Raw genomic sequence first — 25,209 nt, 5'->3', positions numbered from 1 at the left:
CAGCCCGTGGTGTGGGTGGTCGGTCTTCCTGCTCGCCGGCTGGGCGGGGTGCCTCGTTCCTCAGCCCCCCACTCCGCCGGCTCGTGCGTCAGCCCGTGGTGTGGGTGGTCGGTCTTCCTGCTCGCCGGCTGCGCGGGGTGCCTCGTTCCTCAGCCCCCCACTCCACCGGCTCGTGCGTCAGCCCTCCTGCTCCGCTTCCACCTGGGCGTTCCACTCGCGCTTGGACGCCTGCCAGCCGTCCTCGTCGGCGCCGCGGCGCCAGTAGCCGGAGATGGACATCCGGTCGCGGGGGACGCCGCGGTCCAGGCGCAGCAGGCGGCGCAGTTCCTTCACGAAGCCGGCCTCGCCGTGGACGAAGACGTGGACGTCGCCGGGCGGGAACTCCAGGGCCGTGACCGCCTCGACGAGCGCCGCGCCGACCGGGCGCGACCCGCGGTGCAGCCACACGACCTCCGCGTCCGCGGCGGTCGGCAGCTTCTGCTCCTCCTCCGGCCCGGCCACCTCGACGAACACCTTCGCCGGTGCCCCGGCCGGCAGTTGCTCGACTGCGCCGGCCAGGGCGGGAAGGGCGCTCTCGTCCCCGGCGAGCAGATGCCAGTCGGCCTTCGGGTCGGGTGCGTAGCCGCCGCCGGGTCCCTGGAACCAGAGGCTGTCGCCGGGCCGTGCCCGCGCCGCCCACGGACCGGCGAGGCCCTCGTCGCCGTGGTGGACGAAGTCCACCGTCATCTCCCGGGTGTCCGGGTCCCACGCCCGCACGGTGTACGTCCGGGTCCGCGGCCACTGCCCGCGCGGCAGCGCGGCCCGCACCGCCTCCACGTCCAGCGGCTCGGGGTAGACCACGCCCTCGGGCGCGAACAGCAGCTTGACGTAGTGGTCGGTGTAGGTGCCGATGTCCAGCGCGGCGGCCGGATCGACGGCCAGCACCACCCGGATCATGTGCGGCGTCAGCCGCTCGGTGCGCGCCACCCGGGCGTGCTTGGGCTGCGGGTTCCTGCGCTGCGGTCGCTCCGCCATCGTGGCTGCCTCCAGATCGTGGTTAGGTAAGCCTAACCCGATGGCCGGATCCCGCCCGGGCGGCGTGCCCGCGGGGCCCGCGAAACCCGCCGCGACCCCGTCGGCAGGCCCGTCCAGGAGACCCTTCAGTTCTTGTACGCGGTGATTCCCCTTGACGTCCCTCGGGTGGCCTCGCTTCCATAAGTTGCGCTTGGGAGCGCTCCCACTGCGCTCCGGACACATGTGCGCCCACCACGACATGAAGCATTCCATCCCCCCACCGAGAGGAATCGCGCCGTGGTCACCATGACGGGTCCGTCGGGCCCACCGAGACAACTCCGCCGGCTGCGGGTGATCCTGGCCGCGCTCTTCGCCGCGGTGGCACTCGCGGCCTTCGCCCTCTCCGGGCAGTCGCGCGCCTCCGCGGCGGCCGCCCCGGCGGCGGTCGCCGCGCCGGCCGCCGGCACCGGTTACTGGCACACCAGCGGGCGGCAGATCCTGGACGCGGACAACCAGCCGGTCCGCATCGCGGGCGTCAACTGGTTCGGCTTCGAGACGTCCAACGACGTGGTCCACGGCCTCTGGTCGCGGGACTACAAGTCGATGATCGACCAGATGAAGTCGCTGGGGTACAACACCATCCGGCTGCCGTACAGCGACGACATCTTCAAGCCCGGCACGATGCCCAACAGCATCAACTTCTACAACATGAACACCGATCTGCAGGGCCTGACGTCCCTCCAGGTGATGGACAAGATCGTCGACTACGCGGGCTCGATCGGCCTGCGGGTGATCCTGGACCGGCACCGGCCGGACGCCAGTGGGCAGTCCGCGCTCTGGTACACCAGCGCCGTCCCTGAGTCGACCTGGATCACCAACCTCAAGGCGCTGGCCACCCGTTACCAGGGCAACACCGCCGTGGTCGGCATCGACCTGCACAACGAGCCGCACGATCCGGCCTGCTGGGGCTGCGGCGACACGACGATCGACTGGCGGCTGGCCGCGGAGCGGGCCGGCAACGCGATCCTCGGCGTCAACCCGAACCTGCTGATCTTCGTCGAGGGCATCCAGACCTTCAACGGCACCTCCGGGTGGTGGGGCGGCAACCTGATGGGCGCCGGCCAGTACCCGGTGGAGCTGAACGTGGCCAACCGCGTGGTGTACTCGGCGCACGACTACGCCACCAGCGTGGCGCAGCAGACCTGGTTCACCGACCCGAGCTTCCCGGCCAACATGCCGGGCATCTGGGACAAGTACTGGGGCTACCTGTTCAAGCAGAACATCGCCCCGGTGTGGGTCGGCGAGTTCGGCACCACGCTGCAGTCGACCACCGACCAGACCTGGCTGAAGGCGCTGGTGGACTACCTGCGGCCGACCGCGGGCAACGGCGGGGACAGCTTCAGCTGGACCTTCTGGTCGTGGAACCCGGACTCCGGTGACACCGGCGGCATCCTCAAGGACGACTGGCAGACCGTCGACACCGTCAAGGACGGCTACCTGGCCTCGATCAAGGCACCCACCTTCGGCGGCACCGGCTCCACCGGCGGCACGTCCTCGGGCACCTCGTCCGGAACGTCCTCCGGAACGTCGTCAGGCACCACCACGGGCACCACGTCCGGCACCACCTCGGGCAGTTCCAGCGGCACCTCGTCGGGCACCTCCACCGGCACGTCCTCGGGGACGAGTTCCGGTACGTCCTCCGGTTCCACCGGCGGCACCGGGGGCGGCGGCTGCGCTGCGACCCTGCACGTCGACAACCAGTGGGACGCCGGCTTCACCGCCACCGTCACGGTCACCGCGGGCAGCGCGGCGATCAACGGCTGGAAGGTCACCTGGACCTGGCCGGGCGGCCAGCAGGAGACCAGTGCCTGGAGCGCCATCGTCCAGCAGAGCGGCGCCGCGGTCACCGCGACCAACCTGAGCTACAACGGCGCGGTCGCCGCCGCGGGTTCGACCAGCTTCGGGTTCCAGGGCACGGCCTCGGGGGCGTTCACCGCCCCGGCGCTCACCTGCACCGCGTCCTGACCCGGGCGACCCGCGCCCTACCCGCGACACACCCGTTCCACCCGCACCACTGCCCGGCCGATGCCGGCGGGTCCCGCCCGGGACCCGCCGGCATCGGCGTGCGCGCACCCGTGCGCACCCCCTAGGCATACCGACCGGTCGGTACTACCCTCTGCCCAACTCGGGGCCCGCCGTACGCGTTCCGAACGTGCCGTAGGCGTTCCGGCTGCTCCGAGGCCACCCCACCGGTCGTCCTGCACCATCTGGAGGAGCCGTATGTCCGCCACTCCGACGTCCTTCGACGACGGCAGACCGGGGCCCTCAGCCCCGGCCGCCGGTGCCCGCACCGCACTGACCCGGCTGCTGCGCCGGGACCTGGCCGCCTATCCGGCCACCGGCCGCCGGCTGGCGTATCTGGCGATCGTGGTGGTCACCACCGTCGTGCTCTACTACATGCTCTACATCCAGTACGCGGTCGCGACGTCGATCATCACCCACTTCGGCATGACCTACCGCTACTTCGTGTGGGTGTCGGTGGTCGGCAACGCGGTGGGCGCCTTCGCCTCGCTGGCCGCCGGGCTCGCCGACCGCTGGGGTCGCGCCAACATGGTGGTCTACGGGCTGCTGGCGGCCTCGCTGCTGGTCTTCTTCGGGCTGCCCAACGCCGGCTCCAAGGCCACCTACCTCGTGCTGTTCGCGCTCGTCAGCTTCATCGAGGGCGTGGTGCTGGTGGCCACCCCCGCGCTGATCCGGGACTTCTCGCCGCAGCTCGGCCGGGCCACCGCCATGGGCGCCTGGACGATGGGCCCGGTCGTCGGCAGCCTCGTCGTCACCACGGTCACCAGCCACACGCTGGACAGCGCGACCTGGCAGGACGAGCTGCGCTACTCCGGGTTCGCCGGGTTCGTGGTCTTCGCGGTCGCCCTCTTCGCACTGCGGGAGCTGTCGCCCGCCCTGCGCGACCAGATCATGGTGACCCTGCGGGACCGCGCGCTGGTGGAGGCGCGGGCCAAGGGCATCGACCCGGCGGCGGCCCGGCGCGGCGAGTGGCGGCAGATGCTCCGCCCGGACATCACCGGATCCGCCCTGGCCATCTCGATCTACCTGCTGCTCTACTTCGCCGCGGTCGGCAACTTCGTGGTCTTCTTCGCCACCACCTACGGCTACAGCGAGCAGCGGGCGAACGCCGTCGCCAACTGGTACTGGGCAGCGAACGCCATCGCCCTGGTCGCCGTCGGCCTGCTCTCCGACCGGATCAGGGTGCGCAAGCCGTTCATGATCGTGGGCGCGGTCGGCTCGATCGTCGCCACCGCGGTCTTCGCCACCCGCGCCACCCACCCCGCGACCGGTTACTACACCTTCGCCTGGCTGTTCGTCGCCATCGGCGTGTTCAGCGGAGTCGCCTACGCGCCGTGGATGGCGAGCTTCACCGAGACCGTCGAGCGCCACAACCCGGCCGCCACCGCCACCGGCCTGGCGGTGTGGGGCTGGACGATCCGCGCGGTGGTCGCGGTCTCCGCCGCGTTCATCCCGGTGCTGGTCACCTCGGTGACGCCGCTCGTCGACCACGGCGCGCAGGTCACCGCGGCCCAGCAGCAGGCGGCGCCCGCGCTCGCGATCGTCGGCGCCCATCCGCAGACCTTCGCGGAGCTCGGCAAGTACCCGGCGGGCAAGGTGCCGCCGGACGTCGCCGCGCGGGCCGTGCAGGAGGTGGGCGCGGCCGACCTGGCGGTGGTGCAGAAGGCGCAGCCGCAGCTCGACATCCTCACCAGGTACGGCACCAAGGTGCAGAAGGCCGCCCACGACGGACCCGGGCAGTGGCGCACCTGGTGGTGGATCTGCGTCGGCGGCCAGGTGCTGTTCCTGCCGTTCGTGTTCCTGATGACGGGCCGCTGGAGCCCCAAGCGGGCCCGCGAGGACGCCGAGCTGCATCAGGAGGCCGTGGACAGGGAGTTGGCCGCCCTCGCCGAGGAGCGCGCCTGACGGCGGTCGCGGCCGGCCGCCGGGTGCGTCCGGCGGCCCTTGCCGGCAGCCGGGCGGCGGATCGGCGCGCCGCTCTCCCGGTGGCCCGCCGTCGCAGGTGACGGGCCCTCGATCCGGCGGCCACGGCCCGGTGTTCGGGTCGTGACCGCCTGTGAGGTGCACGATTCCCCGGTCTTGACCGGTACTTGACGACTACAGTCCCCGATCATGACCGAACGTCCGTTTGAGGCACTGGGGTTGAGCGCCGATGCGGATCGGGCCTACCCGCTGCTCATCGCCACACGCGGGGTTGCCGCGGTGGAACTCGCCCGGAGCATGGGCGTGTCGCCGGAGAACGCCGAGTCCGCCTGCGGCGAGCTGGCGCGCCGCGGGCTGGTGCGGCGGTCCGGCGACGGCCTGTGGTACCCGCTGCCCCCGCAGTCGGAGTTCCTGCCGCTGCTGTCCCGCGCGCAGGAGCAGTTGCGCCGCGGTCGCGAACTGCTCGACCGGCTCGGCATGGAGTACCACCGCGTCCACGAGGGGCGCAGGGCGGGGGAGATCGTCCAGGTGGTGGAGGGCGCGGCCGCCGTCCGGGAGCAGGTCGAGGAGCTGTACGCCGGGGTGGACGAGGAGTTGCTGGTGTTCGCCCGGGCGCCCGGGTCGGGGCCGGCCGTGGGCGGCGCCCCCGCGCTGCGGCACGGGGTGCGCAGCCGGGTGATCGTCGAGCGTGAAGTCCTGGACGCCGGGGGAGTGTTCGGCGCCGCGCACCTGCGGGTCGCCGACCGGCTGCCGGTGCAGCTGGCCATCGCCGACCACTCGCGGGCGCTGCTGCCGCTGGCCGCCGACGACCCGCTGTCGGACCCGCTGCTGATGGTGGTGCGGCCCAGCGGCCTGCTGGACGCGCTCGTCACGCTCTTCGAGTCGGTGTGGGCGGCGGGCGTCCCGCTGGGCACCCCGCACAGCCCCCTGCGGTTGCGGATCCTCGGCATGCTCGTGGGCGGCAGCACGGACGCGGCGATGGCCCGAGCGCTCGGCGTGGCGGTGCGGACCGTCCAGCGCCACATCTCCGCGATGGAGCAGGCCGCGGGTGTGGACAACCGCATCCAGCTGGTGTGGCACGCCGCACGGCACGGCTGGCTGGACGGGCAGGAACCGGTTTCCGGCACACCAACCGGAAGCGGAGAGTTACCTACCGGTACTCAGGGTGGCGGAATGCCGACGTGACGCACGGTCGGGAAGTTGTCACGTTTCCGTCAAGGCATTCGGGGTTCCGAAGGTGCATGTGGTGCACAGGTATACGCCAGCGGTTCGACTGAACCGAGCACACATGGCCCAAGGGAGACCCACCTTGCGCATACCCTCGCTCAGACGGCGCGCCGCCACCGCGGCAACCCTCGCAGTGATCGCTCTCCAACTGCCACTGGCAGTCGTGGCGCACGCAGCGCCCAAGACGCAGGACGACCGGCCCGACGTGGTCCGGGCCTGTGCAGATGCCAAACCGGGATCGTTCTCCTGCTTCGCGATGCGACGCACCGACGTACCCGCCCTCCACGGAGTCCAGCCGGCGGCCACCACCCCCGCCGGCTTCGGCCCCGGTGACCTGCAGAGCGCGTACGCCCTGCCGGCGGACGGCGGAGCCGGGCAGACCATCGCGATCGTCGACGCGTACGACGACCCGAACGCTGAGGCCGACCTGGCCGTGTACCGGCAGCAGTTCGGGCTGCCGGCGTGCACCACGGCCAACGGCTGCTTCAGCAAGGTCAGCCAGCGCGGCGGCACGGACTACCCCAACCCGGACTCGGGCTGGGCCGGTGAGATCTCGCTCGACGTCGACATGGTCTCGGCGGTCGCGCCCAACGCCCACATCCTGCTCGTCGAGGCCGACTCCGCGAACTTCGCGGACCTCGGCGCGGCGGTGGACCAGGCGGTCGCGATGGGCGCGAAGTACGTGTCCAACTCCTACGGGACGGGCTACAACAGCTCGCCCGGCAGCGGCGAGGACCCGTCGGAACTCACCGCGATGGACCCGTACTACAACCACCCGGGCGTCGCGGTCGTCGCGTCCTCCGGTGACAGCGACTACGGCGTCAGCTACCCGGCGGCGTCGCAGTACGTGACCTCGGTCGGCGGCACCGCGCTCACCCGCGACACCAGCACCAGCCGCGGCTGGAGCGAGTCGGTGTGGCACAACGCCTACGGCGGTCCCGGTTCCGGCTGCTCGCTGTACGAGCCGAAGCCGGCGTTCCAGACCGACACGGCGTGCGCCAAGCGGACCCTCACCGACGTCTCGGCCGTGGCCGATCCGGTGACCGGCGTCTCGGTCTACCAGACCTACGGCGGCAGCGGCTGGGCCGTGTACGGCGGCACCAGCGCCTCCTCGCCGATCATCGCGGGTGTGTACGCGTCGGCCGGTACCCCGGCCGCGGGCACGTACCCGAACGCCTACCCGTACGCGCAGCGCGGCGCGCTGAACGACGTGACCACGGGTAACAACGGCACCTGCACCCCGGCCGCCCTGTGCACCGCGGGGCCCGGTTACGACGGTCCGACCGGCCTGGGTACCCCCAACGGCCTGGCCGCGTTCCGCAGCGGGCCGCACGGCGTGATCAGCGGCACCGTCACCGACCACGCGACGGGCGCGGCGATCGCCGGCGCGACCGTCAAGGCCGGTGACTACAGCGCCACTTCGGACGCCACGGGCGCCTACAAGCTCGACATCCCGCCGGGCAGCTACGACGTCACGGCGAGCGCCTACGGCTACTCGACGGCGACCGACAACGGTGTCGCACTGGTGGACGGCGCGACCGTCACCGAGTCCTTCGCGCTGGACTCCGTGCCCCGCCAGACGGTGGTCGGCAAGGTCAGCGACGGCTCGGGCCACGGCTGGCCGCTGTACGCCAAGATCACCGCGGACGGCGTGCCCGGCGGACCGGTCTTCACCGACCCGGCCACCGGCGCCTACTCGCTGTCGCTGCCGCAGGGCGCGTCCTACACCCTGCACGTCGCGTCCAACTACCCCGGCTACAAGACGGTCGACAAGACCGTGCAGGTCGGAGCGGACGCGAGCACGGTGAACATCGCCGTGCCGGTCGACGCCGAGGCCGGCCAGGCCCCCGGCTACACCGTGCACCTGACCGGACCCACCGAGGCGTTCGGCACCACCGCCACCCCTGACGGCTGGAGCATCACCAACGCCGACGGCACCACCGGTGGCTGGACGTTCACCGACCCGGGCAACCGGGGCAACCGCACCGGTGGCAGCGGCGGGTTCGCCAACATCGACAGCGACAACATCGGGTCCGGCAAGCACCAGGACTCCACGCTGCTGAGCCCGTCCTACGACCTGAGCAGCGCGGCCGACCCGATCCTGGGCTTCGACACCGACTACAAGTCGTTCTCCAACTCCACGGCTGACGTGGACGTCTCGGTGGACGGCGGCACCACCTGGACCAACCTGTGGCACAAGACCACCACCTCCGTCACCGGCCCGACGCACCTGAACCTGCCGTTGACGGACTACGCGGGCAAGAGCGACGTGCGGCTGCGCTTCCACTACACCGGCACCTGGGCGTACTGGTGGCAGCTGGACAACGTCTTCGTCGGGCAGCGCAGTTACGACCCGGTGCCCGGCGGCCTGATCGTCGGCAACGTCACCGACGCCAACACCAAGGACGGCGTCAACGGCGCCACGGTGACCAGCGACGACTCGCCCGCCGACCACACCACCTCGGTCGCCACCCCGGACGACCCGAACCTCGGTGACGGCTTCTACTGGACCTTCTCGCACCTGACCGGGAAGCACCCGGTGTCCGCCGCGGCCTCGCACTACACCACCGTGTCGGCCTCCGCGAACATCGCTCCGGACAGCGCGACCGCCCGCAACCTGAGCCTCAAGGCCGGGCAGTTGAAGGTCACGCCGGCCTCGATCGCCAAGACCGTCGCGTGGGGCAAGAGCGCCACGCAGGCGGTGACCGTCAAGAACACCGGCACCGCGCCGGCCACCTTGACCCTGGGCGAGAACCCGGGCGGCGTCGTCATCCAGAAGCAGGGCGCCCCGCTCAACCTCGTCAAGGGCACCTACTCGCCGATGTCGCTGAAGGCGCAGGCCGACAAGGCCGGTGCCAAGCCCAACGCCAAGTCCGCGGCCCAGCCCGCCGACTCGGTCCAGGGCGCGGCGGGCGACGCCTGGCAGACGATCCCCGACCTGCCGGTGACCACCGGTGACAACGCCGTGGCGACCTACCAGGGCACCGTCTACTCGGCGTACGGCTACACCGGTCTCAACGACACCAGCGACATGTACGCGTACAGCGCCGACAGCGGTGCCTGGACCAAGCTCGCCTCCGCCGCCGACACCCGCGAGGCCCCGGCCCACGGGATCATCGACGGCAAGTTCTACGCGGCGGGCGGCTGGGGTTCCTCCGGCAACCCCGACCCCAAGCTGGAGGTCTATGACATCGCCTCCAACACCTGGTCCACCGCCGCCAGCACGCCGAAGCCGTACGCCGGTTCGGGCAGCGCCGTCCTCGACGGCAAGCTGTACTCGGTCGGCGGCTGCACCGGCACCGCGTGCGGCACCACCGACGTCACCGCGTACGACCCGGCGACCGACTCGTGGGCGAGCCTCGCGGCCTACCCGCAGCCGGTCTCGTGGGAGTCCTGCGGCGGCATCGGCGGCAAGCTGTACTGCTCCGGCGGTACCACCGACGCCGGCAGCATCACCAAGGCCTACGTCTACGACCCCGCCGCCGACTCCTGGTCGCCGATCGCCGACCAGCCGACCGACGCCTGGGGTGCGTCCTACACCGCCGCCAACGGCGTGCTGCTCGTCAAGGGCGGCGCGATCAACGCCGGTGGCGCGCTGACCAACCAGACGTGGGCGTACCAGCCGAACGACAACAGCTGGACCGCGCTGCCCAACGCCAACTCCTCGCTCTACCGCGGCGGCGGCAGCACTGGCTTCTACGCGGTCGGCGGCATGACCGGCAGCACGCCCAACAAGGCGGCCGAGGTGCTGCCCGGGTACGACCAGACGGAGTCCGCCGACGTCACCTGGCTGTCGGAGAGCGCCACGACGGTCACCGTGCAGCCGGGTGCCACCACCACCGTGACGGTCACCGTGGACGCGTCGGTGCCCGAGATCACCCAGCCCGGCGACTACTCCGCCTCGCTGGGCCTCGGCAGCGACACGCCGTACCGGCTCGCGCCCATCGGCGTCACGATGACCGTCAAGCCGCCGGCCACCTGGGGCAAGATCACCGGCACGGTGACCGCGTCCGGCGGGGCACCGCTCGCCGCGGCGACCGTGCAGATCAACACCTGGGCGACGCACTACACGCTCAAGACGGCCAAGGACGGGTCGTACCAGCTGTGGCTGGACGTCCGCAACAACCCGCTGCAGCTCATCGTGGCCAAGGACGGCTACCAGCCGACCGTGACCACCGTGAAGATCGCGAAGGGAGCGACGACGACCCAGAACTTCACGCTGCTCAAGGACTGACCGCCGCTCGGGACCGGGCGCGGCCACCGCGCCCGGTCCGCTCACTCCAGCCCGGTCATCCGTAGCGTGACGTTGAGCCGGCCACCGGTCAGTCCGGTGGCCGGCTCGCCCGTGCCGGGCAGCACCCGCGGCACCCCGTGGAAGGCGAACCGGGACGGGCCGCCGAAGACGAACAGGTCACCGGAGACCAACTCCAGGTCGGTGTACGGCATTCCGCGGCTGTGCGGGCTGCCGAAGCGGAACACGCAGGTGTCGCCGACGCTCAACGAGACCACGGGCGCGTCCGCCTGCTCGTCCTTGTCCTGGTGCATGCCCATCGAGGCCCTCGCGTCGTAGAAGTTCACCAGCGCCGTGTCCGGCGCGTACGCGGCGCCCGCCGCCGGGTCCCGGTAGGCGTCGGCGACCGCCCGCCGGCCCAACGCACCCAGCCACTCGGGGAATTCGGCCACCCGCGCGCCGTTGACGTCCGGCGCGTCCCGCGAGTAGGCGTACGGCCGCCAGTGCCAGCCCACGCACACCGTCTGCACCGACATCTCCCCGCCGCGCGGCAGCCGGGTGTGCCGCATCGGGACCGGACCGCGCGCCCATGCGCGGCACGCGGCCACCAACTCCCGCTGCTCGTCCGGCGAGAGCCAGTCCGGGACGTGCACCGCGCCCGGCGCGGGGGAGGAGCGCACCCGGGGCTCGCCGGGGAACAGCCCGTCCACCGCGGGCCCTTCAGCGCCGGCGGACGTGCGCCAGCGTCACGCCCAGCTCGTCCCGCAGCACCTGCTCCGCCGTCTCCGGATCGCCCGCCGTCACCGCCGCCACCAGGCCGGCGTGCGCGGCCGCACCGTGCTCGGCGTCGTGGGAGCGCACGTCGACCAGGTCGAGCAGGTCGATCAGCCCCTCGCGCAGCGCCGGCACGAACTCGGCGAACAGGTCGGACAGCACCGGGTTGTGGGCGGCGTCGACCACCGCGGTGTGCAGCGCGATGTCGGCGTCGATGAACGCCGCGCCCCCGGCCGGGGCCGCGGCGGTGCGGGCGGCCAGCGCCGCGTCGAGCGCCGCCAGGTCGTCGGGCGTGCGCCGCTCGGCCGCCATCCGGGCGGCCTGCACCTCCAGCACCATCCGGACCTCGTAGATGTCGGCGAGCGCGGCGCGGCGCAAGCGGGTCGGCCAGTCCTCGACCGGACGGGTGGCGATGACGAACACCCCGGCACCCTGCCGGGTCTTCACCAGCCCTGCACCGGCCAGCGCCCGCAGCGCCTCGCGCACGGTGGACCGGCCGACGCCCAGGTCCGCCGCCAGGGTCGTCTCGCCGGGCAGCCGGGTGCCGACCGGCCACTGCCCGCCGGTGATCTCGGCCCGCAGCCGCTCGGTGGCCTGCTCCACCAGGGGGCTGGGGCGCAGCGAGCCCATCGCCATCGTCGTTCACCTGTCCGCTTGTCTGAGGAGTCCTCTGTGGCTAGTCTACCCGCCATGACGCTGCGAGGCCTCCTTCTCGGATGCCGCGGCGGGGCCTGACACGACCGGCACCCCGCCGCGGGGTTCGGTGCTGCCGGTCTGCCACCGGCACCCACCGAGGGAATCACCACCGATGAACGCACCCGTCCCAGCCCCCGCGCCCACCGCGTTTCCGACCCTGCACACCCCGGCCGGGCCGGTACCCGCCGGCAGCCCGCCCTGGAACCCGCAGCGCGGCGGCGCCATGCCGCACCACCGCTACCGCCCCGCCCACGAGCGGGTCGAGGTCCGCACCACCGGCGAGGGACGGCAGTGGCCGTCCGCCCGGATCGAGCGGGCACCCCTGTGGGTGCCGGTCGACCTGCGCGACGGCAACCAGGCACTGGCCGAGCCGATGGACCCGGCCCGCAAGCGCCGGCTGTTCGACCTCCAGACCGCCATGGGCTTCAAGGAGATCGAGATCGGCTACCCGTCCGCCAGCCAGGCGGACTTCGACTTCGTGCGCCACCTCGCCGAAGCCGACGCCGTCCCGGACGACGTCACCGTGGTGGTCTTCACCGCCGCCCGCGCCGACCTGGTCGAGCGCACCTTCGCCTCCGTCGCCGGGCTGCCGCGGGCCGTCGTCCACCTGTACACCGCGACCGCGCCGGTGTGGCGGCAGGTCGTCATCGGCCGGGAGCGCGGCGCGCTGCGGGCGCTGATCGAGCAGGCCGCGACGCAGAGCGCCCGGCTGGCCGAGCACCACCCGGGCGTGCGCTTCGAGTTCTCGCCCGAGGTCTTCAACCTCACCGAACCGGACTACGTCCTGGAGGTCTGCAACGGCCTGACCGCGCTGTGGGACGCCGCCCCCGACCGCCCGGTGATCCACAACCTGCCCGCCACCGTGGAGATCGCCACGCCCAACGTCTACGCGGACCAGATCGAGTACATGCACCGCCATCTGGACCGGCGTGACAGCGTCATCCTGTCGGTGCACCCGCACAACGACCGCGGGACCGGCGTCGCCTGCGCCGAACTCGCCCTGCTGGCCGGCGCGCAGCGCGTCGAGGGCTGCCTCTTCGGCAACGGCGAGCGCACCGGCAACGTCGACCTGGTCACGCTGGCGCTCAACCTGTACACGCAGGGCGTCGACCCGATGCTGGACCTGTCGGACATCGACGAGATCCGCCGGACCGTCGAGCACTGCAACCGGCTGCCGGTTCCCGGCCGGCACCCGTACGCCGGCGACCTGGTGCACACCGCGTACTCCGGCACCCACCAGGACGCCATCGGCAAGGGGCTGGCGCACCACGTGCGGCGCGCCGCCGCACTGGGCGTGCCACCGGCCCGGGCGCCCTGGGAGGTGCCCTACCTGCCGATCGACCCGGCCGACATCGGGCGCGACTACGAGGCCGTCATCCGCGTCAACAGCCAGTCGGGCAAGGGCGGTGTGGCCTACCTGCTGCAGACCCACCGCGGCCTGGACCTGCCGGCGCGGCTGCGGGCCGACTTCTCCCAGGTCGTGCAGCGCGCCGCGGACGCCAGCGGCGAAGAGGTCACGCCGAAGGACCTGTGGGACCTGTTCCGCCGCACCTACCTCGCCCCCGGCGAGGACGGCCCGCTGACCGCCACCGACTGGCAGACCGCCGAAACCGCCCCCGGGCAGCACGAGTTCGGCTGCACGCTGCATGGCGCGAAGACGACCGTCGGCGCCGACGCGCTCGTCGAGGAGGGCGCCGGCCCGGACGCCGGCGCGGGCCGCGCCGTACGGGTGCGCGGCACCGGCAACGGCCCGCTCGCCGCGTTCACCGACGCGCTGCGCGCCGCCGGCGTCGACGTGGACATCCGGCACTACGCGGAGCACGCCACCGAACCCGGGCAGGGCAGCGCGGCCGTGGCCTACGCGCAGTGCGCGGTCGGCGGCGAGACGTGGTGGGGCGCCGGCCTGGACACCTCGGTGCTGACCGCGTCCGTACGCGCGGTGCTCTCCGCGGTCAACCGCGGTCGCCACGACCGGACATGACGGTCCGTCACTGACCCTACGGCCGGTAGACCTTGCCGGGCTCCGGCGCCGCGGGAGCCAGCAACTCGGGGACGGTCACGAACGTGTAGCCCTGCGCGCGCAGGGCGTCGATGATCCCGGGCACGGCCGGGACCGTCCCCTTGTACAGGTCGTGCAGCAGGATGATGCCGTCGCGGTGCGCGTCCTTGAGTATCCGCTTGTGGATGAGCGCGCTGTCGGTGGTGGCGTAGTCCGACGCGGTGTCGTTCCACAGCACCTGCGCCAGGCCCAGCTCCCGGCAGACCTTGGACACCTTCTTGTCGGTGCGGCCCTGCGGCGGGCGCATCAGGGTCGGCCGCTTGCCGGTGAGCTTCTCCACGGCCGTGTCCAGCCGGTCGAGTTCGGAGCGGATCTCGGCCGGCTTCAGGTCGGTCAGCCGGGGGTGGGTCCAGGTGTGGTTCCCCAGCACGTTGCCGTCCTGCCCCATCTGCCGGACCAGGTCGGGGTACTTCTCGACGTGGTTGCGGCCGAGCAGGAAGAAGGTGACCCGGACCTTCTTCTCGTGGAGGACCTTCAGCAGCGCGGGCGTGTTCTGGCTCGGCCCGGCGTCGAAGGTCAGGGCTATGCACTTGGCGACGCGGCAGTCGACCGCGCCGGGGGCGAGCGCGCCCTTGTGGCCGCCCTGGCCGCCGCTCGTGCCGCCGGTGGTGCCCGTGGTGCCGCCCTTGTCGTCGGCCGCATCCGCGTACGCCGCGTCCCGCGCCTCCTTCGGCGTCTGCGTCGGGTAGCGGGTGCACCCGCTGAGCCCCAGCGTCAGAGCGACCGCCGCGGCGGCGAGAGCGGCGCCGCGCCGTGCGGTCCGCATCGATCGGGGCATGGGTGAACCTCCAGGCTGTGGGTGCGCTGTGCCTGCCGACGGGCAGGACGCCCACTGTACACAGACGCTATACACGCCATGTATAGCGGGTGACCTGGGATGGAATACGCCGTGTTATCCCGCGATGGGATCTGGGGGAAGCCCTCGGAACGCGGCCGCGCGGCGGAGCGGTCACGAACCGGCGGAGGATCGGCCCATGGGCGGACAGTTCGGGGCAGAAGCAGTCGCGAGAACGCATCAGTTGAGCGGGTCTTCGCGCAAAACACCGGCAAAGGCGGTCCCGTGCGGTGTGTACTTGGCGGGTCCGCCGCAAGGCGGGCCCCCGACCCTCCGCTCGCTCCACCCCTCTGAGGCCGATGCGATGATCGAGATACCGGACGTGGTCCTCGGCTGCCTGGCCGCCGGGACCCTGGCGGCCTTCGTTCTGGGCGGCGCGCTGCTGCGCTCCCGGCGCCGCGGTACCCGGCAGGCGGGCGAGATCGTCGCCCTGAACGCCGGATGGGACGCGGCCCGCCGCGAACTCGACGCCGAGCGGGCGGAGTCGGCCGAGACCACGGCGCAGGCAGCGCGGGCCGCGGAGGCGCTCACCGCCGAAGTCGCCCATCTCGCGGCCGCGCGCATCCCGGCCACCGCCACCCGGGCCGCCCACCCGCACGTGCGGGTGCCGGGCCCGCTCGACGACTCGGTCGCCGGCACCCCGCTGGGCGACGCGCTCGACGCGGTGCAGACCGGGGTGCTCGCCGCGATGGCCCAGGAACGCAAGCGGGTCGACTCCGCCGCCCGCGCCGGGATGCGCGGCGCCACCCGCGACATCCAGGCCGGCCTCTACCGGTTGCAGGACGTGCTGCGCGGTCTCCAGGAGCGGTACGACGACCCCGAACTCGCCCAGGTGCTCTTCACCCTGGACCACGAGAACGAGCAGTCGCTGCGCCGGGCGCAGGTCACCGCGGTGGTCTGCGGCGCCTGGGTGGGCCTGGCCCGCGAGGAGTCCCACCTGGTCGAGGCGGTCACCGGTGGCCAGTCCCGGCTCGTCGGCTACGACCGCGTCAAGGTCCACCACCATGTGGAGCCCGGTACCGCGCTGGTCTCGCACGCCGTCGAACCGGTCGCCATCATCGTCGCCGAGCTGCTCGACAACGCGCTGCGGCACTCCGCGCCCGACACCGACGTGGTGGTCAACCTCGAACGCGTCCCGCACGGCGTGGCGGTCAGCGTCGACGACTACGGCGTCGGCATGGCGGCGGACGAACGGGCCCGCGCCCAGCGGATGGTGGGCGGCACCGAGCCGATCCTGCTGTCCGAACTCGGGGACCCGCCGCGGATGGGACTCGCCGCCATCGGCCAGCTCACCCGGCGCTTCGACCTGTCGGTCGACCTGACCTCGCCGTCGCCCTACGGCGGCGTGCGGGCCGTGCTGCTGATCAGGAACCACCTGCTCAGCCACATCGACCCGGCCGAGCAGCCGCCGGCCGCCGGCACGCCGCGCCCGGCGCGCGCCGCCGCCTCCCCGACCGGCGAAGCCGGCGCGAACCGGTCGGGGGCGAACGGCTCCGGCGCGAACGGTTCCGGCGCCGAGCAACGTGCCGGCGAGCAGCGCACCGCCCACGCCCGCGCGTCCGCGACCGCCGAGGCAGCGACGGACGCCGGGGCCGGCACGCACGAGGCGTCCGCGCCGGACACCGCTGCGGACGACGGCTCGTCCGGCACCGGCTCGTCCGGCACCGACACGACGTCCACCGACACGACGTCCACCGGCACGACGTCCACCGGCACGTCGGGCACCGACACCACGACCGCCGCCACGGCGGCCACCGACGAGTCAAGCACCGACAGCGGCGACACCCCCGACGGCGACACCCGCGACGGGGACGCCCCCGGCGGGGACGTGCTGCCGCAGCGCCGCCGCCGTATCCGCAGCGCCGACACGAGCGCCGCACCATCCGCCACGGCACCGCCCGCCCGCACTCCCGAGGAGGCCGCCGCGGCGCTCGGCGCCCTCCAGGCGGGCACCGCCGCGGCCCGATCCGAAGCCGACACCGAAGGGAACGACCCGCGATGACCAGCCGCGACACCGGCGACACGGCGTGGGTGCTCGATCCGATCCTGGAGATCCCGCACGTCAGGGCGGCCGTCCTGCTCACCAGGGACGGGCTGGTGGCCGGCTACACCGAGGCGCTGTCCCAGCCCACCGCGGAACGGACCGCCGCGATCATCAGCACCGTGCAGGGCGCCTGCCGCACCGCGGCCGCCGCCTTCGCGGACCAGGACGACGCCCAGGTCCGCCAGGTCGTCGTCGAGTCCGACCACGGCTACATCCTCGTCGCGCCGACCGCGCACGGCACCTGCGTGGCCGCGTTCGGCGATCCCGAGGTCCGCCTGGACCTGCTCGCCCACCGCGTCCACTCCCAGGTGGCGCGGCTCGGCGAGAAGGCCATGACCGCCGCGCCCCGCAGCACCGATGGCGGCAGCCCGGCATGACCGCCCGCCGGACCGGCCGCCCGCTGGTCCCCGCGTACCTGACGACCGGCGGGGTGGCGCGGCCGAGCCGGGGCAGCCTGGAGCGGCTGTCCGTGCTCACCGGCACGGGCCGGCCCGTGCCGCCGGAGCTGCCCGCTGCGCAGCACGCGCTGCTCGACGTGCTCGGCGACGGCTCGCTGACGGTGGTCGAGTGCGCCGCGCTGCTGAAGCTGCCGGTGACCGCGATCCGGGTGCTGGCCGCCGAGTTGACCGGCTGCGGCCTGATCGCCACCCGGCCGCCGGTGCCGCTCGCCGAACTGCCCGATCCCGACCTGCTGAAGAGAGTGGCCGATGGCCTCCGCGCCCTCAAGCACTAGTGGTCTGCGCCAGCCGGGCAGCGGCCCGCACCTGCCCGACACCGCACGCGAACTGGTCAAGATCCTCGTGGCCGGGCCCTTCGGCGTGGGCAAGACCACGCTGATCGACTCGGTCTCCGAGATCACCCCGCTGCACACCGAGGAGCACCTCACCGAGGCGTCGGCCGCCGTGGACGACCTGGCCGGGGTGCGCGACAAGACCACCACCACCGTCGCCATCGACTTCGGGCGGATCAGCCTGCCGGGCGGGGTGGTGCTCTACCTGTTCGGCACCCCCGGGCAGGAACGGTTCCGCTCGCTGTGGGACGACATCGCCTACGGGGCGCTCGGCGCGCTGGTGCTGGTCGACACCCGGCGCATCGACGACTCCTTCGACGTGCTCGGGCTGGTCGAGGAGAGCGGGCTGCCGTACGCGGTGGCGCTCAACACCTTCCCCGACTCGCGCAGTTACACCGAGGAGCAGTTGCGCACGGCGCTCGACCTGGAGCCCGGCACCCCGCTGGTGGAGTGCGACGCGCGGGAGACCAACTCCTCGATCGACGCGCTGCTGGCGCTCGTCCAGCACCTGATCGACAAGAGCGCCGGGCCCTGACCGGCGGCTCCCGCTCTGCCTCCGCCCCCCGCCCGCACCGCGCGGGCGGCCCCGTCCGGCCGCAGCGCCGGGCCGCCGCCCGGCTCCCACCCTCGCCGACCCCCCCGCCCGGAGCCCCTGGTGAACGCATCGACCTCCCCGCCGTCCAGTCCGAAGCCCGCCTACCCCGCGCCCGCCGAGGCGTTCACGCTGTCCGCGCCGGTCCGCCTGTGGGAGGACGGCTTCGCCGCCGACCCGCACCGCTACTACGACGCGCTGCGCGCCCAGGGCCCGCTGGGCTGGGCCGAACTCGCCCCGGGCGTACCGGCGTACGTCGTCACCGACCGGCAGGCCGCGCTCGACCTGCTGCACACGACGCCACCTGGTCGCACGACCCGCGGCCGTGGGAGACCACCGTCGCCGAGGACGCGCCGATCCTCGGCATGATGCGCTGGCGGCCCAACACCCTCTTCTCCGACGGCGAGGAGCACGTCCGCTACCGCACCGCGTTCGTCGACGCGTTCGACCTGGTGGAGCCGCACGACCTGCGCGAGCGGGTGCACCGTGCGGTCGACCTGCTGGTCGCCCGGTTCGGGCCGGCGGGGGAGGCGGACCTGGTCACCGGGTTCGCCCGGCCGCTGATGTCGTTGATCTTCAACAACCTGTTCGGGCTGCCCGACAGCGAGAGCGGCCGGCTGGAGGCGGGCCTCGGCAAGATGATGGAGGGCGGCGCCCAAGCAGCCGAGGGCGAGGCCGAGTTCGGGGCGTACGTGCTCGACCTGATCGCCGCCAAGTCCGCCGAGCGCGGGCCCGACATCACCAGCTGGCTGCTGGACCACCCGGTGGAGCTGACCCCCGAGGAGGTCACCTGGCAGGTGTTCCTGACGCTCGGCGCGGGCCACGAGCCGACCGCCAACCTGGTCTCCAACGCGCTGTCCCGGATCATCGGCAACGCCGACTTCTACTCCACGCTGACCAGCGGATCCCGCCCGATCATGGACGCGGTCGCCGAAGTGCTGCGCTACGAGACGCCGTTGTCGAACTACGGCATCCACTTCGCCCGCGAGTCGGTGAGCTTCCACGGCGTGTGGGTGCAGGCCGCGGTGCCCGTCGTCGTCTCCTACGGCGCCCTCGGCTACTTCGGCGAGCGGGAGTTCGGCGCGGCCCACCACCCCAGCGACGCCTCGCACCTGTCGTGGTCGGCCGGCGAGCACGCCTGCCCGGTCAAGCACCACACCCTGCTGATCGCCACCGAGGCCGTCGAGCGGCTCACCCAGTGGCTGCCGGACCTGGAGCCGGTCGTCCCGCGTGACCGGCTCGCCTGGCGGCCGGGGCCGTTCCACCGCTCGCTGACCTCGCTGCCCGTCCGCTTCACGCCCCGTACCCCCGACCAGTCCGGAGAGCGCCCATGACCGCCCCCACCCGTCCGGCCCTCGACCCCTTCGGCGACGACGTCCCCGCGGAGAGCGCCCGGTTGCGGGCCCTGGGTCCGGTGGTGCCGGTCGAGCTGCCCGGCGGCATCCCCGCATGGGCGCCCACCGGGTACGCCACCCTGAAGTCGCTGATCCTCGACCCGCGGGTCAGCAAGGACCCCCGCCGGCACTGGTCGTTGTGGCCGGAGATGGGCGAACACCCGTCCTGGGCATGGATCCTGGGCTGGGTCGGGGTGGTCAACATGCTGTCCACCTACGGCTCCGACCACTCCCGGCTGCGCCGGCTCGTCGCCCCCAGCTTCACCGCCCGCCGCACCGAGGCGATGCGGCCGCGCGTCGAGGCGATCACCGCCGAGCTGCTGGACGCGCTTCAGGCCGCGCAGGCCGCCGACCCCGGCGCCACGGTCGACCTGCGGGCCGGGCTCGCGCATCCGCTGCCGATGCGGATGATCTGCGAACTGTTCGGCGTGCCCGACCACTTGGTGGACGCCACCGGGACGCTGATCGCCGCCATCATGGACACCTCCGACCCCAGCCCGGAGCACGGCGCCTTCGTCCAGGAGCAGATCGGGACGGTGCTGCCCGCGCTCATCGGCCACCGGACCGAGCACCCGGGCGACGACCTGACCACCGAACTGATCCGGGTGCGCGACGAGGACGGCGACCGGCTCAGCGGCGAGGAACTCCTGTTCACCCTGCTGCTGGTGATCGGCGCGGGCTTCGAGACCACCGTCAACCTCATCGGCAACGCGGTGGTCGCGCTGCTGCGGCACCCCGAGCAGCTGGCCGCCGTCCGCGCGGGCAGGATCAGCTGGGAGGCGGTGGTCGAGGAGACGCTGCGCGTCCACCCGTCGATCGCCACGCTCCCGCTGCGGTTCGCCGCAGAGGACATCACCGTCGACGGCGTGACCATCCCGGCCGGCGACGCCATCGTCACCACCTACGCGGCGGCCAACCTCGACCCGGCGCACTACGGCGACGACGCCGCCGAGTTCGACGCGCTGCGCGCCGCCGACGACCACCTGGCCTTCGGCATCGGCGTCCACCGCTGCATCGGCGCGCCGCTGGCCCGCGCCGAGGCGCTCACCGCGCTGCCCGCGCTCTTCGACCGCTTCGAGCACCTCGCCCTGGCCGCCGACCCCGCCACCCTCCGCCAGGTCCCGTCCTTCATCGCCTTCGGCTGGCAGCAGATCCCCGTCACCCTCGGCCCCGCCCCGGCCCGGGACTGACCGTCCCCGGGCCCGCCCCCGGCCGCGCGGCGGCCGGGGGCGTCAGCGGGGGCGGGCCGGGGTGAGGGAGGCGCGGGTGACCGCGTCCCCGCAGCGGCCGCAGCGCAGTTCGACGTCCACCGAGTGGCCGCAGGTGTGGCGCAGGTCCAACGCCGGTGCCTCCACCGCCCACTTGTCGCCCCAGGTGCGCAACGCCAGCAGCACCGGGAAGAGTTCACGGCCCGACTGCGTCAGGTGGTACTCGAAGCGCGGCGGGTGCTCGCTGTACTGGCGGCGCTCGACGACCCCGGCGTCCTCCAGCTTGCGGAGCCGGTCGGCCAGGATGTCCCGGGACGCCCCGGTGAACCCCGCGATCTTCGCGAAGCGGTGCACGCCGTACGCCATCTCGCGCAGGGCCAGCAGCGACCAGCGCTCGCCCAGGACGTCCAGCGCCGCCGCGATCGAGCACGGCCGCGGGCCGAGGGGCAGCTGCGCCATCCGGTCCAGGGGGACGTCGGGGGAGGTGGGGTCGGCGTCCGCCGCGTGCTGCGCGGCGCCGTCCGCGAGGTTGCCGTCCATGCGCCCAGCCTAAACCCGGGTCAGTTGTCTTCTCCTACTCACCGCTGCTAGCGTCGGCCAAGTCGGTAGGAAATCACAACACACTCCTGCCGTGTCCTGTCGCGCACCCACCACGAGGGGCACACCCATGACCATCCCCGAGCGGACGTCGGCCGCACCGGCCCCCGCCGCCGCCGAGGACCCGCGCACCGCGGCCGACAGGCGGCGCGCCCTGCGCGTCCTGGCCCTCAGCAGCCTCGGCGTCTTCGTGGTCTTCCTCGACACCACGATCGTCAACGTCGCCTTCGCGACCATCAGCCGCGGCTTCCACACCACCACCGGGCACCTGGCCTGGGTGCTGAACGCCTACAGCCTGGTGTTCGCCGCCGTGCTCATCCCCGCCGGACGGCTCGCCGACCGCTACGGCCGCAAGCGGGTCTTCCTGATCGGCATCACCGGCTTCGCGGTGACCAGCGCCCTGTGCGGAGCCGCCCCGAGCGCGGGGACGCTGATCGGCGCCCGGGCGCTGCAGGCGGCGTTCGCCGCCCTCGTCACCCCGACCTCGCTGGCCCTGGTCCTCCCCGAGTTCCCGCCCGCGCGGCGCCCGATGGCGATCGGCACCTGGGGCGCCATGGGCGCGGCCGCCGCGGCCCTCGGCCCCACCATCGGCGCGCTGCTCACCCAGTACGCGTCCTGGCGCTGGATCTTCCTGGTCAACGTGCCGGTGTGCGCCGTCGTCGTGCTGGTGGGCCTGCGCCTGCTGCGCGAGTCCCGGGAGCCGCACGCCGGCGGCCTGCCCGACCCGCTCGGCGTGTTGCTGGTCGCGGCGATGCCCGCCGTGCTGAGCCTGGCCATCATCGAGGGACCCTCGTGGGGCTGGGCCGACCCGCGGGTGATCGCCGCGTTCGCGGCCGCCGCCGTGCTGCTGCCGGTGTTCCTGCTGCGCACCCGGGCCGCGGCCGACCCCGTGATGGACCTCGCGCTGTTCCGCGTCCGGCAGTTCCGGGTGGTCAACGCGGCCTCGCTGGTGTTCTCCTCCGCCTTCTACGGGCTGCTGCTCGCCAACATCCTCTTCCTGCAGAACGTGTGGGGGTACTCGGTGCTGCGCGCCGCCCTCGCCAGCGCGCCCTCCCCGCTGGTGGTCACCGCCGTCGCCCGCACCGCGAGCCGCCTCGGCCACGCCCACGGCCCCCGGCTCGTGCTCTCCGCGGGCGCGGTGTTCTGGGCGGCCGGCGGGACACTGCTGGCGCTGCGGACCGGCGGCCACCCGCACTGGGCCGCGGACTTCCTGCCCGCGTCCCTCGTCATCGGCCTCGGCATCGGGCTGACGCTGCCCGTGCAGTCCGGGGCGGCCGTCCAGGCGCTGCCGCCCGCGCGGTTCGCCGTCGGCTCGGCGATCAACGCCAGCTTCCGGCAGCTCGGGGCGGTCCTGGGGATCAGCGTCTTCGTCGCCGTCCTCGGCACGCCGACGCCGGCGACCGCCGTCGACTCCTTCCACCGCGTGTGGTGGGTGCTGGCCGCGCTCGGACTGGCGTCGGGCCTGCTGCTCCACCTGCCGCGGCTGCGGCGCGCGGCACCGGAGGCCGAGGCGGCGGCGGTGTAGCGGGCCGGCGCGCGGTCCTCGCGGCGCGGCGTGCGCCCGGCCCTCCCGGACGGTCCCGGACCGTCGCGGTCAGCGGGCGGCAGCCAGGGTGTCGAGGAGGCGGGACAGGGAGCCGCCCAGGCCCCACCGCCGGGCCAGCTCCTCCAGCGCCGCGGGGTCGGCCGGCTGGTGGGGGAGCGTCGCGTCGAACGCGGGCAGCGGGACGTCGCGGGCGACCTCGACCACCGTGGGGGCGACGTCGAGATAGGCGGCGGCCTCGGCGATGTTGCGGCGCCGGGCCGGGGTGAGCTTGGAGAACGGGTCCGCGGCGGCGGCGCGCACCCCCGCCAAGTCGCCGTAGTCGCCGATCAGTTGGGCCGCCGTCTTCTCACCGATGCCCTTCACTCCGGGCAGCCCGTCGCTCGGGTCGCCGCGCAGCGCGGCGAAGTCGGCGTACTGGCCGGCCCGCACGCCGTACCGTTCCGCGATCAGCTCCTCGTCGACGACGTCGCAGTCGCCGACGCCCTTGCGCGGGTACAGCACGCGCACGCCGCGGGCGTCGTCGACCAGCTGGAACAGGTCGCGGTCGCCGGTGACGATGGCCACCGGCCCGGCGGCGGCCGAGGCGAGGGTGCCGATCACGTCGTCCGCCTCGTAACCGGCCGCGCCCAGCCGGGGGATGCCCACCGCGTCCAGTACCGCCTCGATGACCGGCACCTGCGGCGAGAGGGTGTCGGGAACCTCCTCGACGCCGGCGGTGTCGGCGACCACGCGGTGCGTCTTGTACGACGGGATGAGGTCCACCCGCCACTGCGGCCGCCAGTCCGCGTCCATGCAGGCCACCAGGGCGGCGGGGGAGTGGTCGGCGACCAGCCGCGCGATGAAGTCCAGGAGGCCGCGCACCGCGTTGACGGGCGTGCCGTCAGGGGCCCGCACGGACTCCGGCACGCCGAAGTACGCGCGGAAGTACAGGCTCGCGGTGTCAAGCAGCAGCAGCCCGCCGGGCTTGCCGTCCATCGCCTCGGTCATGGTGGTGTGATCCCCTCGTCCGGCTCGGCGCCAGCATCGCACGACCCGCCGACACACCGCCGTACCGTGGACCGATGACCGCCGAGAGTCCCGCGCCGGTGCGGCGCGCCGTCAGCCTCGTCCCGTCGCTCACCGAAGCGGTCGCCGTGACCGCGCCCGGGTTGCTGGCCGGCGCCACCGACTGGTGCAGCCATCCCGCGGACCTGGACGTCGTCCGCGTCGGCGGCACGAAGAACCCCGACGTGGCGGCGGTCATCGGGCTCGCACCCGATCTGGTGATCGCCAACGAGGAGGAGAACCGGCCGGCGGACCTGGAGGCGCTGCGCTCCGCGGGACTGCGGGTCCTGGTCACCGAGGTGCGGTCGCTGCCGCAGGCGTTCCGCGAGCTGGAGCGGGTGCTGGTGGAGGGGTGCGGGCTGGACAGGCCCGGCTGGCTGGACGCCGCCGAGGCCGCGTGGGCTCAGGTGCGGCCGGTCGGGCCGCGGCGCACGGCGGTGGTGCCGGTGTGGCGGCGGCCGTGGATGGCGCTCGGGCGGGACACCTTTGCGGGGGACCTGCTTTTCCGGCTCGGCGTGGACCATGTGTTCGCGGCGCACGCTGAGCGGTATCCGCGGTTCGACCCCGCGGGGGTGGAGGGCGCGGATCTGGTGGTCCTGCCGGACGAGCCGTACCGCTTTACCGCGGAGGACGGGCCGGAGGCGTTCCCCTCTCTCCCCGCTGTTCTGGTCGACGGCCGCCATCTCACGTGGTACGGCCCCTCCCTCACCGCGGCCGCCTCCGCCCTCCGAACCTCCCTCAACCCCTCCTGACCCCGGTGCGCGGGGGGTGCCTCGCGCTGCGCGTGGCCGTCTGCTGGTCTCGTACCGGGGTGCCCCCGGGCCTGCTCTGCCGTGTGCAGGTCTCGTCTCGGCTGGTCGCGCAGTTCCTCGCGCCCCTGTCGGTGCACCTTCGGTGGGTGGGGTCGGGGCCGCCACGGGAGTGTCTCCTCGGAACTGTGCGTGCGGCTCTATTCGTGAAGTGGGCCGGGTGTGTGCACAGTTCCTGCGGGGACACTCCCGCACCGTCCCCTCCCGGGCCGGCCCCCGTCTGCGGGAGGAATGGGGCCGGGCTTCCCTGCCCACCGGGCAGCATCCAAGGGGCGCGGGGAACTGCGCGCCCAGCCACAACGCACGCCGCAGACGGCAAACCGCCGGGTGGGGCTGCCCGGTTGCCGAAGGGGCGCGGGGTCCCC

General features: G+C 73.4%; 18 protein-coding genes and 1 pseudogene. 13 read left to right on the top strand and 6 right to left on the bottom strand.

The window, feature by feature from the left end; genetic code table 11:
* Nucleotides 1–177: 177 nt before the first annotated feature.
* A complete protein-coding gene (locus ACH4TG_RS26160; RefSeq protein ID WP_398244944.1) occupies nucleotides 178–1,014 on the bottom strand; it encodes a siderophore-interacting protein in 837 nt (278 codons plus the stop codon).
* Nucleotides 1,015–1,299: 285 nt separating this feature from the next.
* Here ACH4TG_RS26160 and ACH4TG_RS26155 point away from each other — a divergent pair, with 285 nt between their 5' ends.
* From ACH4TG_RS26155 to ACH4TG_RS26140, 4 genes are all read left to right on the top strand, one after another.
* Nucleotides 1,300–3,018, top strand: coding sequence for a cellulase family glycosylhydrolase (locus ACH4TG_RS26155; RefSeq protein ID WP_398244981.1), 1,719 nt, complete (start codon nucleotides 1,300–1,302; stop codon nucleotides 3,016–3,018).
* Nucleotides 3,019–3,273: 255 nt separating this feature from the next.
* The gene (locus ACH4TG_RS26150; protein ID WP_398244943.1) at nucleotides 3,274–4,980 is read left to right on the top strand and encodes an MFS transporter; all 1,707 of its coding nucleotides are present in this window, start codon (nucleotides 3,274–3,276) and stop codon (nucleotides 4,978–4,980) included.
* A 207-nt stretch (nucleotides 4,981–5,187) separates the two neighbouring features.
* Nucleotides 5,188–6,183 carry a hypothetical protein gene (locus tag ACH4TG_RS26145; protein ID WP_398244942.1) on the top strand — a complete coding sequence of 332 codons (996 nt, stop codon included), beginning with the start codon at nucleotides 5,188–5,190 and terminating at the stop codon, nucleotides 6,181–6,183.
* A 298-nt stretch (nucleotides 6,184–6,481) separates the two neighbouring features.
* The gene (locus tag ACH4TG_RS26140; protein ID WP_398244941.1) at nucleotides 6,482–10,459 is read left to right on the top strand and encodes a carboxypeptidase regulatory-like domain-containing protein; all 3,978 of its coding nucleotides are present in this window, start codon (nucleotides 6,482–6,484) and stop codon (nucleotides 10,457–10,459) included.
* A 41-nt stretch (nucleotides 10,460–10,500) separates the two neighbouring features.
* Here ACH4TG_RS26140 and ACH4TG_RS26135 read toward each other — a convergent pair whose 3' ends face one another.
* Both ACH4TG_RS26135 and ACH4TG_RS26130 read right to left on the bottom strand, forming a co-directional pair.
* Entirely contained in the window at nucleotides 10,501–11,166 is a 666-nt protein-coding gene (locus ACH4TG_RS26135) for an alpha-ketoglutarate-dependent dioxygenase AlkB family protein (RefSeq protein ID WP_398244940.1), read from the bottom strand.
* Between the two features lie 10 nt (nucleotides 11,167–11,176).
* Nucleotides 11,177–11,866, bottom strand: coding sequence for a FadR/GntR family transcriptional regulator (locus ACH4TG_RS26130; RefSeq protein WP_398244939.1), 690 nt, complete (start codon nucleotides 11,864–11,866; stop codon nucleotides 11,177–11,179).
* A gap of 172 nt (nucleotides 11,867–12,038) precedes the next feature.
* On the opposite strand from ACH4TG_RS26130, the gene ACH4TG_RS26125 reads away from it, so the two are divergent.
* Nucleotides 12,039–13,907 (top strand): 2-isopropylmalate synthase, encoded by a 1,869-nt coding sequence (locus tag ACH4TG_RS26125; protein ID WP_398244938.1) that lies wholly within the window; start codon nucleotides 12,039–12,041, stop codon nucleotides 13,905–13,907.
* A 16-nt stretch (nucleotides 13,908–13,923) separates the two neighbouring features.
* Here ACH4TG_RS26125 and ACH4TG_RS26120 read toward each other — a convergent pair whose 3' ends face one another.
* Entirely contained in the window at nucleotides 13,924–14,763 is an 840-nt protein-coding gene (locus ACH4TG_RS26120; protein ID WP_398244937.1) for a polysaccharide deacetylase family protein, read from the bottom strand.
* Between the two features lie 361 nt (nucleotides 14,764–15,124).
* Between ACH4TG_RS26120 and ACH4TG_RS26115 the strand changes: the two genes are divergently transcribed.
* The 6 genes and pseudogenes from ACH4TG_RS26115 to ACH4TG_RS26090 all read left to right on the top strand — a co-directional run bounded on the left by ACH4TG_RS26115 (nucleotide 15,125) and on the right by ACH4TG_RS26090 (nucleotide 20,830).
* Nucleotides 15,125–16,822, top strand: coding sequence for an ATP-binding protein (locus ACH4TG_RS26115; protein ID WP_398244936.1), 1,698 nt, complete (start codon nucleotides 15,125–15,127; stop codon nucleotides 16,820–16,822).
* Nucleotides 16,819–17,241 (top strand): roadblock/LC7 domain-containing protein, encoded by a 423-nt coding sequence (locus ACH4TG_RS26110; protein ID WP_398244935.1) that lies wholly within the window; start codon nucleotides 16,819–16,821, stop codon nucleotides 17,239–17,241. The genes ACH4TG_RS26115 and ACH4TG_RS26110 overlap by 4 nt, the downstream gene beginning before the upstream one ends.
* The gene (locus ACH4TG_RS26105) at nucleotides 17,238–17,597 is read left to right on the top strand and encodes a DUF742 domain-containing protein (protein WP_398244934.1); all 360 of its coding nucleotides are present in this window, start codon (nucleotides 17,238–17,240) and stop codon (nucleotides 17,595–17,597) included. The genes ACH4TG_RS26110 and ACH4TG_RS26105 overlap by 4 nt, the downstream gene beginning before the upstream one ends.
* Complete coding sequence (locus ACH4TG_RS26100; protein ID WP_398244933.1) at nucleotides 17,572–18,189, top strand: GTP-binding protein; 618 nt, start codon at nucleotides 17,572–17,574, stop codon at nucleotides 18,187–18,189. Before ACH4TG_RS26105 ends, ACH4TG_RS26100 begins: the two co-directional genes overlap by 26 nt.
* Nucleotides 18,190–18,378: 189 nt before the next feature.
* Nucleotides 18,379–19,580: pseudogene (locus tag ACH4TG_RS26095) on the top strand (cytochrome P450).
* On the top strand, nucleotides 19,577–20,830 hold the full coding sequence (locus ACH4TG_RS26090) for a cytochrome P450 (RefSeq protein WP_398244932.1): 1,254 nt from the start codon (nucleotides 19,577–19,579) through the stop codon (nucleotides 20,828–20,830). Before ACH4TG_RS26095 ends, ACH4TG_RS26090 begins: the two are co-directional and overlap by 4 nt.
* A gap of 42 nt (nucleotides 20,831–20,872) precedes the next feature.
* On the opposite strand, the gene ACH4TG_RS26085 is transcribed toward ACH4TG_RS26090, so the two are convergent.
* Nucleotides 20,873–21,388 (bottom strand): winged helix-turn-helix transcriptional regulator, encoded by a 516-nt coding sequence (locus tag ACH4TG_RS26085; protein ID WP_398244931.1) that lies wholly within the window; start codon nucleotides 21,386–21,388, stop codon nucleotides 20,873–20,875.
* 127 nt (nucleotides 21,389–21,515) lie between these two features.
* On the opposite strand from ACH4TG_RS26085, the gene ACH4TG_RS26080 reads away from it, so the two are divergent.
* Entirely contained in the window at nucleotides 21,516–22,970 is a 1,455-nt protein-coding gene (locus ACH4TG_RS26080; protein WP_398244930.1) for an MFS transporter, read from the top strand.
* 69 nt (nucleotides 22,971–23,039) lie between these two features.
* On the opposite strand, the gene ACH4TG_RS26075 is transcribed toward ACH4TG_RS26080, so the two are convergent.
* Nucleotides 23,040–23,978: a 5'-3' exonuclease H3TH domain-containing protein gene (locus tag ACH4TG_RS26075; RefSeq protein ID WP_398244929.1), complete on the bottom strand. Its 939-nt coding sequence runs from the start codon at nucleotides 23,976–23,978 to the stop codon at nucleotides 23,040–23,042.
* A 74-nt stretch (nucleotides 23,979–24,052) separates the two neighbouring features.
* Between ACH4TG_RS26075 and ACH4TG_RS26070 the strand changes: the two genes are divergently transcribed.
* The gene (locus tag ACH4TG_RS26070) at nucleotides 24,053–24,787 is read left to right on the top strand and encodes a helical backbone metal receptor (RefSeq protein WP_398244928.1); all 735 of its coding nucleotides are present in this window, start codon (nucleotides 24,053–24,055) and stop codon (nucleotides 24,785–24,787) included.
* Nucleotides 24,788–25,209 lie beyond the last annotated feature (422 nt).

Origin of the sequence: Streptomyces sp. NPDC020917, assembly GCF_044333795.1 — a bacterium.
In the GTDB taxonomy this organism is placed as follows: Bacteria; Actinomycetota; Actinomycetes; order Streptomycetales; family Streptomycetaceae; genus Actinacidiphila.
This window is presented reverse-complemented; position numbering and strand designations above follow the sequence as displayed.

Coding starts and splice junctions, on each gene's coding strand:
- ACH4TG_RS26070 (WP_398244928.1), top strand. CDS start 24,053: ATGACCGCCGAGAGTCCCGCGCCGGTGCGGCGCGCCGTCAGCCTCGTC.
- ACH4TG_RS26110 (WP_398244935.1), top strand. CDS start 16,819: ATGACCAGCCGCGACACCGGCGACACGGCGTGGGTGCTCGATCCGATC.
- ACH4TG_RS26105 (WP_398244934.1), top strand. CDS start 17,238: ATGACCGCCCGCCGGACCGGCCGCCCGCTGGTCCCCGCGTACCTGACG.
- ACH4TG_RS26160 (WP_398244944.1), bottom strand. CDS start 1,014: ATGGCGGAGCGACCGCAGCGCAGGAACCCGCAGCCCAAGCACGCCCGG.
- ACH4TG_RS26100 (WP_398244933.1), top strand. CDS start 17,572: ATGGCCTCCGCGCCCTCAAGCACTAGTGGTCTGCGCCAGCCGGGCAGC.
- ACH4TG_RS26115 (WP_398244936.1), top strand. CDS start 15,125: ATGATCGAGATACCGGACGTGGTCCTCGGCTGCCTGGCCGCCGGGACC.
- ACH4TG_RS26120 (WP_398244937.1), bottom strand. CDS start 14,763: ATGCCCCGATCGATGCGGACCGCACGGCGCGGCGCCGCTCTCGCCGCC.
- ACH4TG_RS26140 (WP_398244941.1), top strand. CDS start 6,482: ATGCGACGCACCGACGTACCCGCCCTCCACGGAGTCCAGCCGGCGGCC.
- ACH4TG_RS26085 (WP_398244931.1), bottom strand. CDS start 21,388: ATGGACGGCAACCTCGCGGACGGCGCCGCGCAGCACGCGGCGGACGCC.
- ACH4TG_RS26130 (WP_398244939.1), bottom strand. CDS start 11,866: ATGGCGATGGGCTCGCTGCGCCCCAGCCCCCTGGTGGAGCAGGCCACC.
- ACH4TG_RS26125 (WP_398244938.1), top strand. CDS start 12,039: ATGAACGCACCCGTCCCAGCCCCCGCGCCCACCGCGTTTCCGACCCTG.
- ACH4TG_RS26080 (WP_398244930.1), top strand. CDS start 21,516: ATGACCATCCCCGAGCGGACGTCGGCCGCACCGGCCCCCGCCGCCGCC.
- ACH4TG_RS26145 (WP_398244942.1), top strand. CDS start 5,188: ATGACCGAACGTCCGTTTGAGGCACTGGGGTTGAGCGCCGATGCGGAT.
- ACH4TG_RS26075 (WP_398244929.1), bottom strand. CDS start 23,978: ATGACCGAGGCGATGGACGGCAAGCCCGGCGGGCTGCTGCTGCTTGAC.
- ACH4TG_RS26155 (WP_398244981.1), top strand. CDS start 1,300: ATGACGGGTCCGTCGGGCCCACCGAGACAACTCCGCCGGCTGCGGGTG.
- ACH4TG_RS26150 (WP_398244943.1), top strand. CDS start 3,274: ATGTCCGCCACTCCGACGTCCTTCGACGACGGCAGACCGGGGCCCTCA.
- ACH4TG_RS26090 (WP_398244932.1), top strand. CDS start 19,577: ATGACCGCCCCCACCCGTCCGGCCCTCGACCCCTTCGGCGACGACGTC.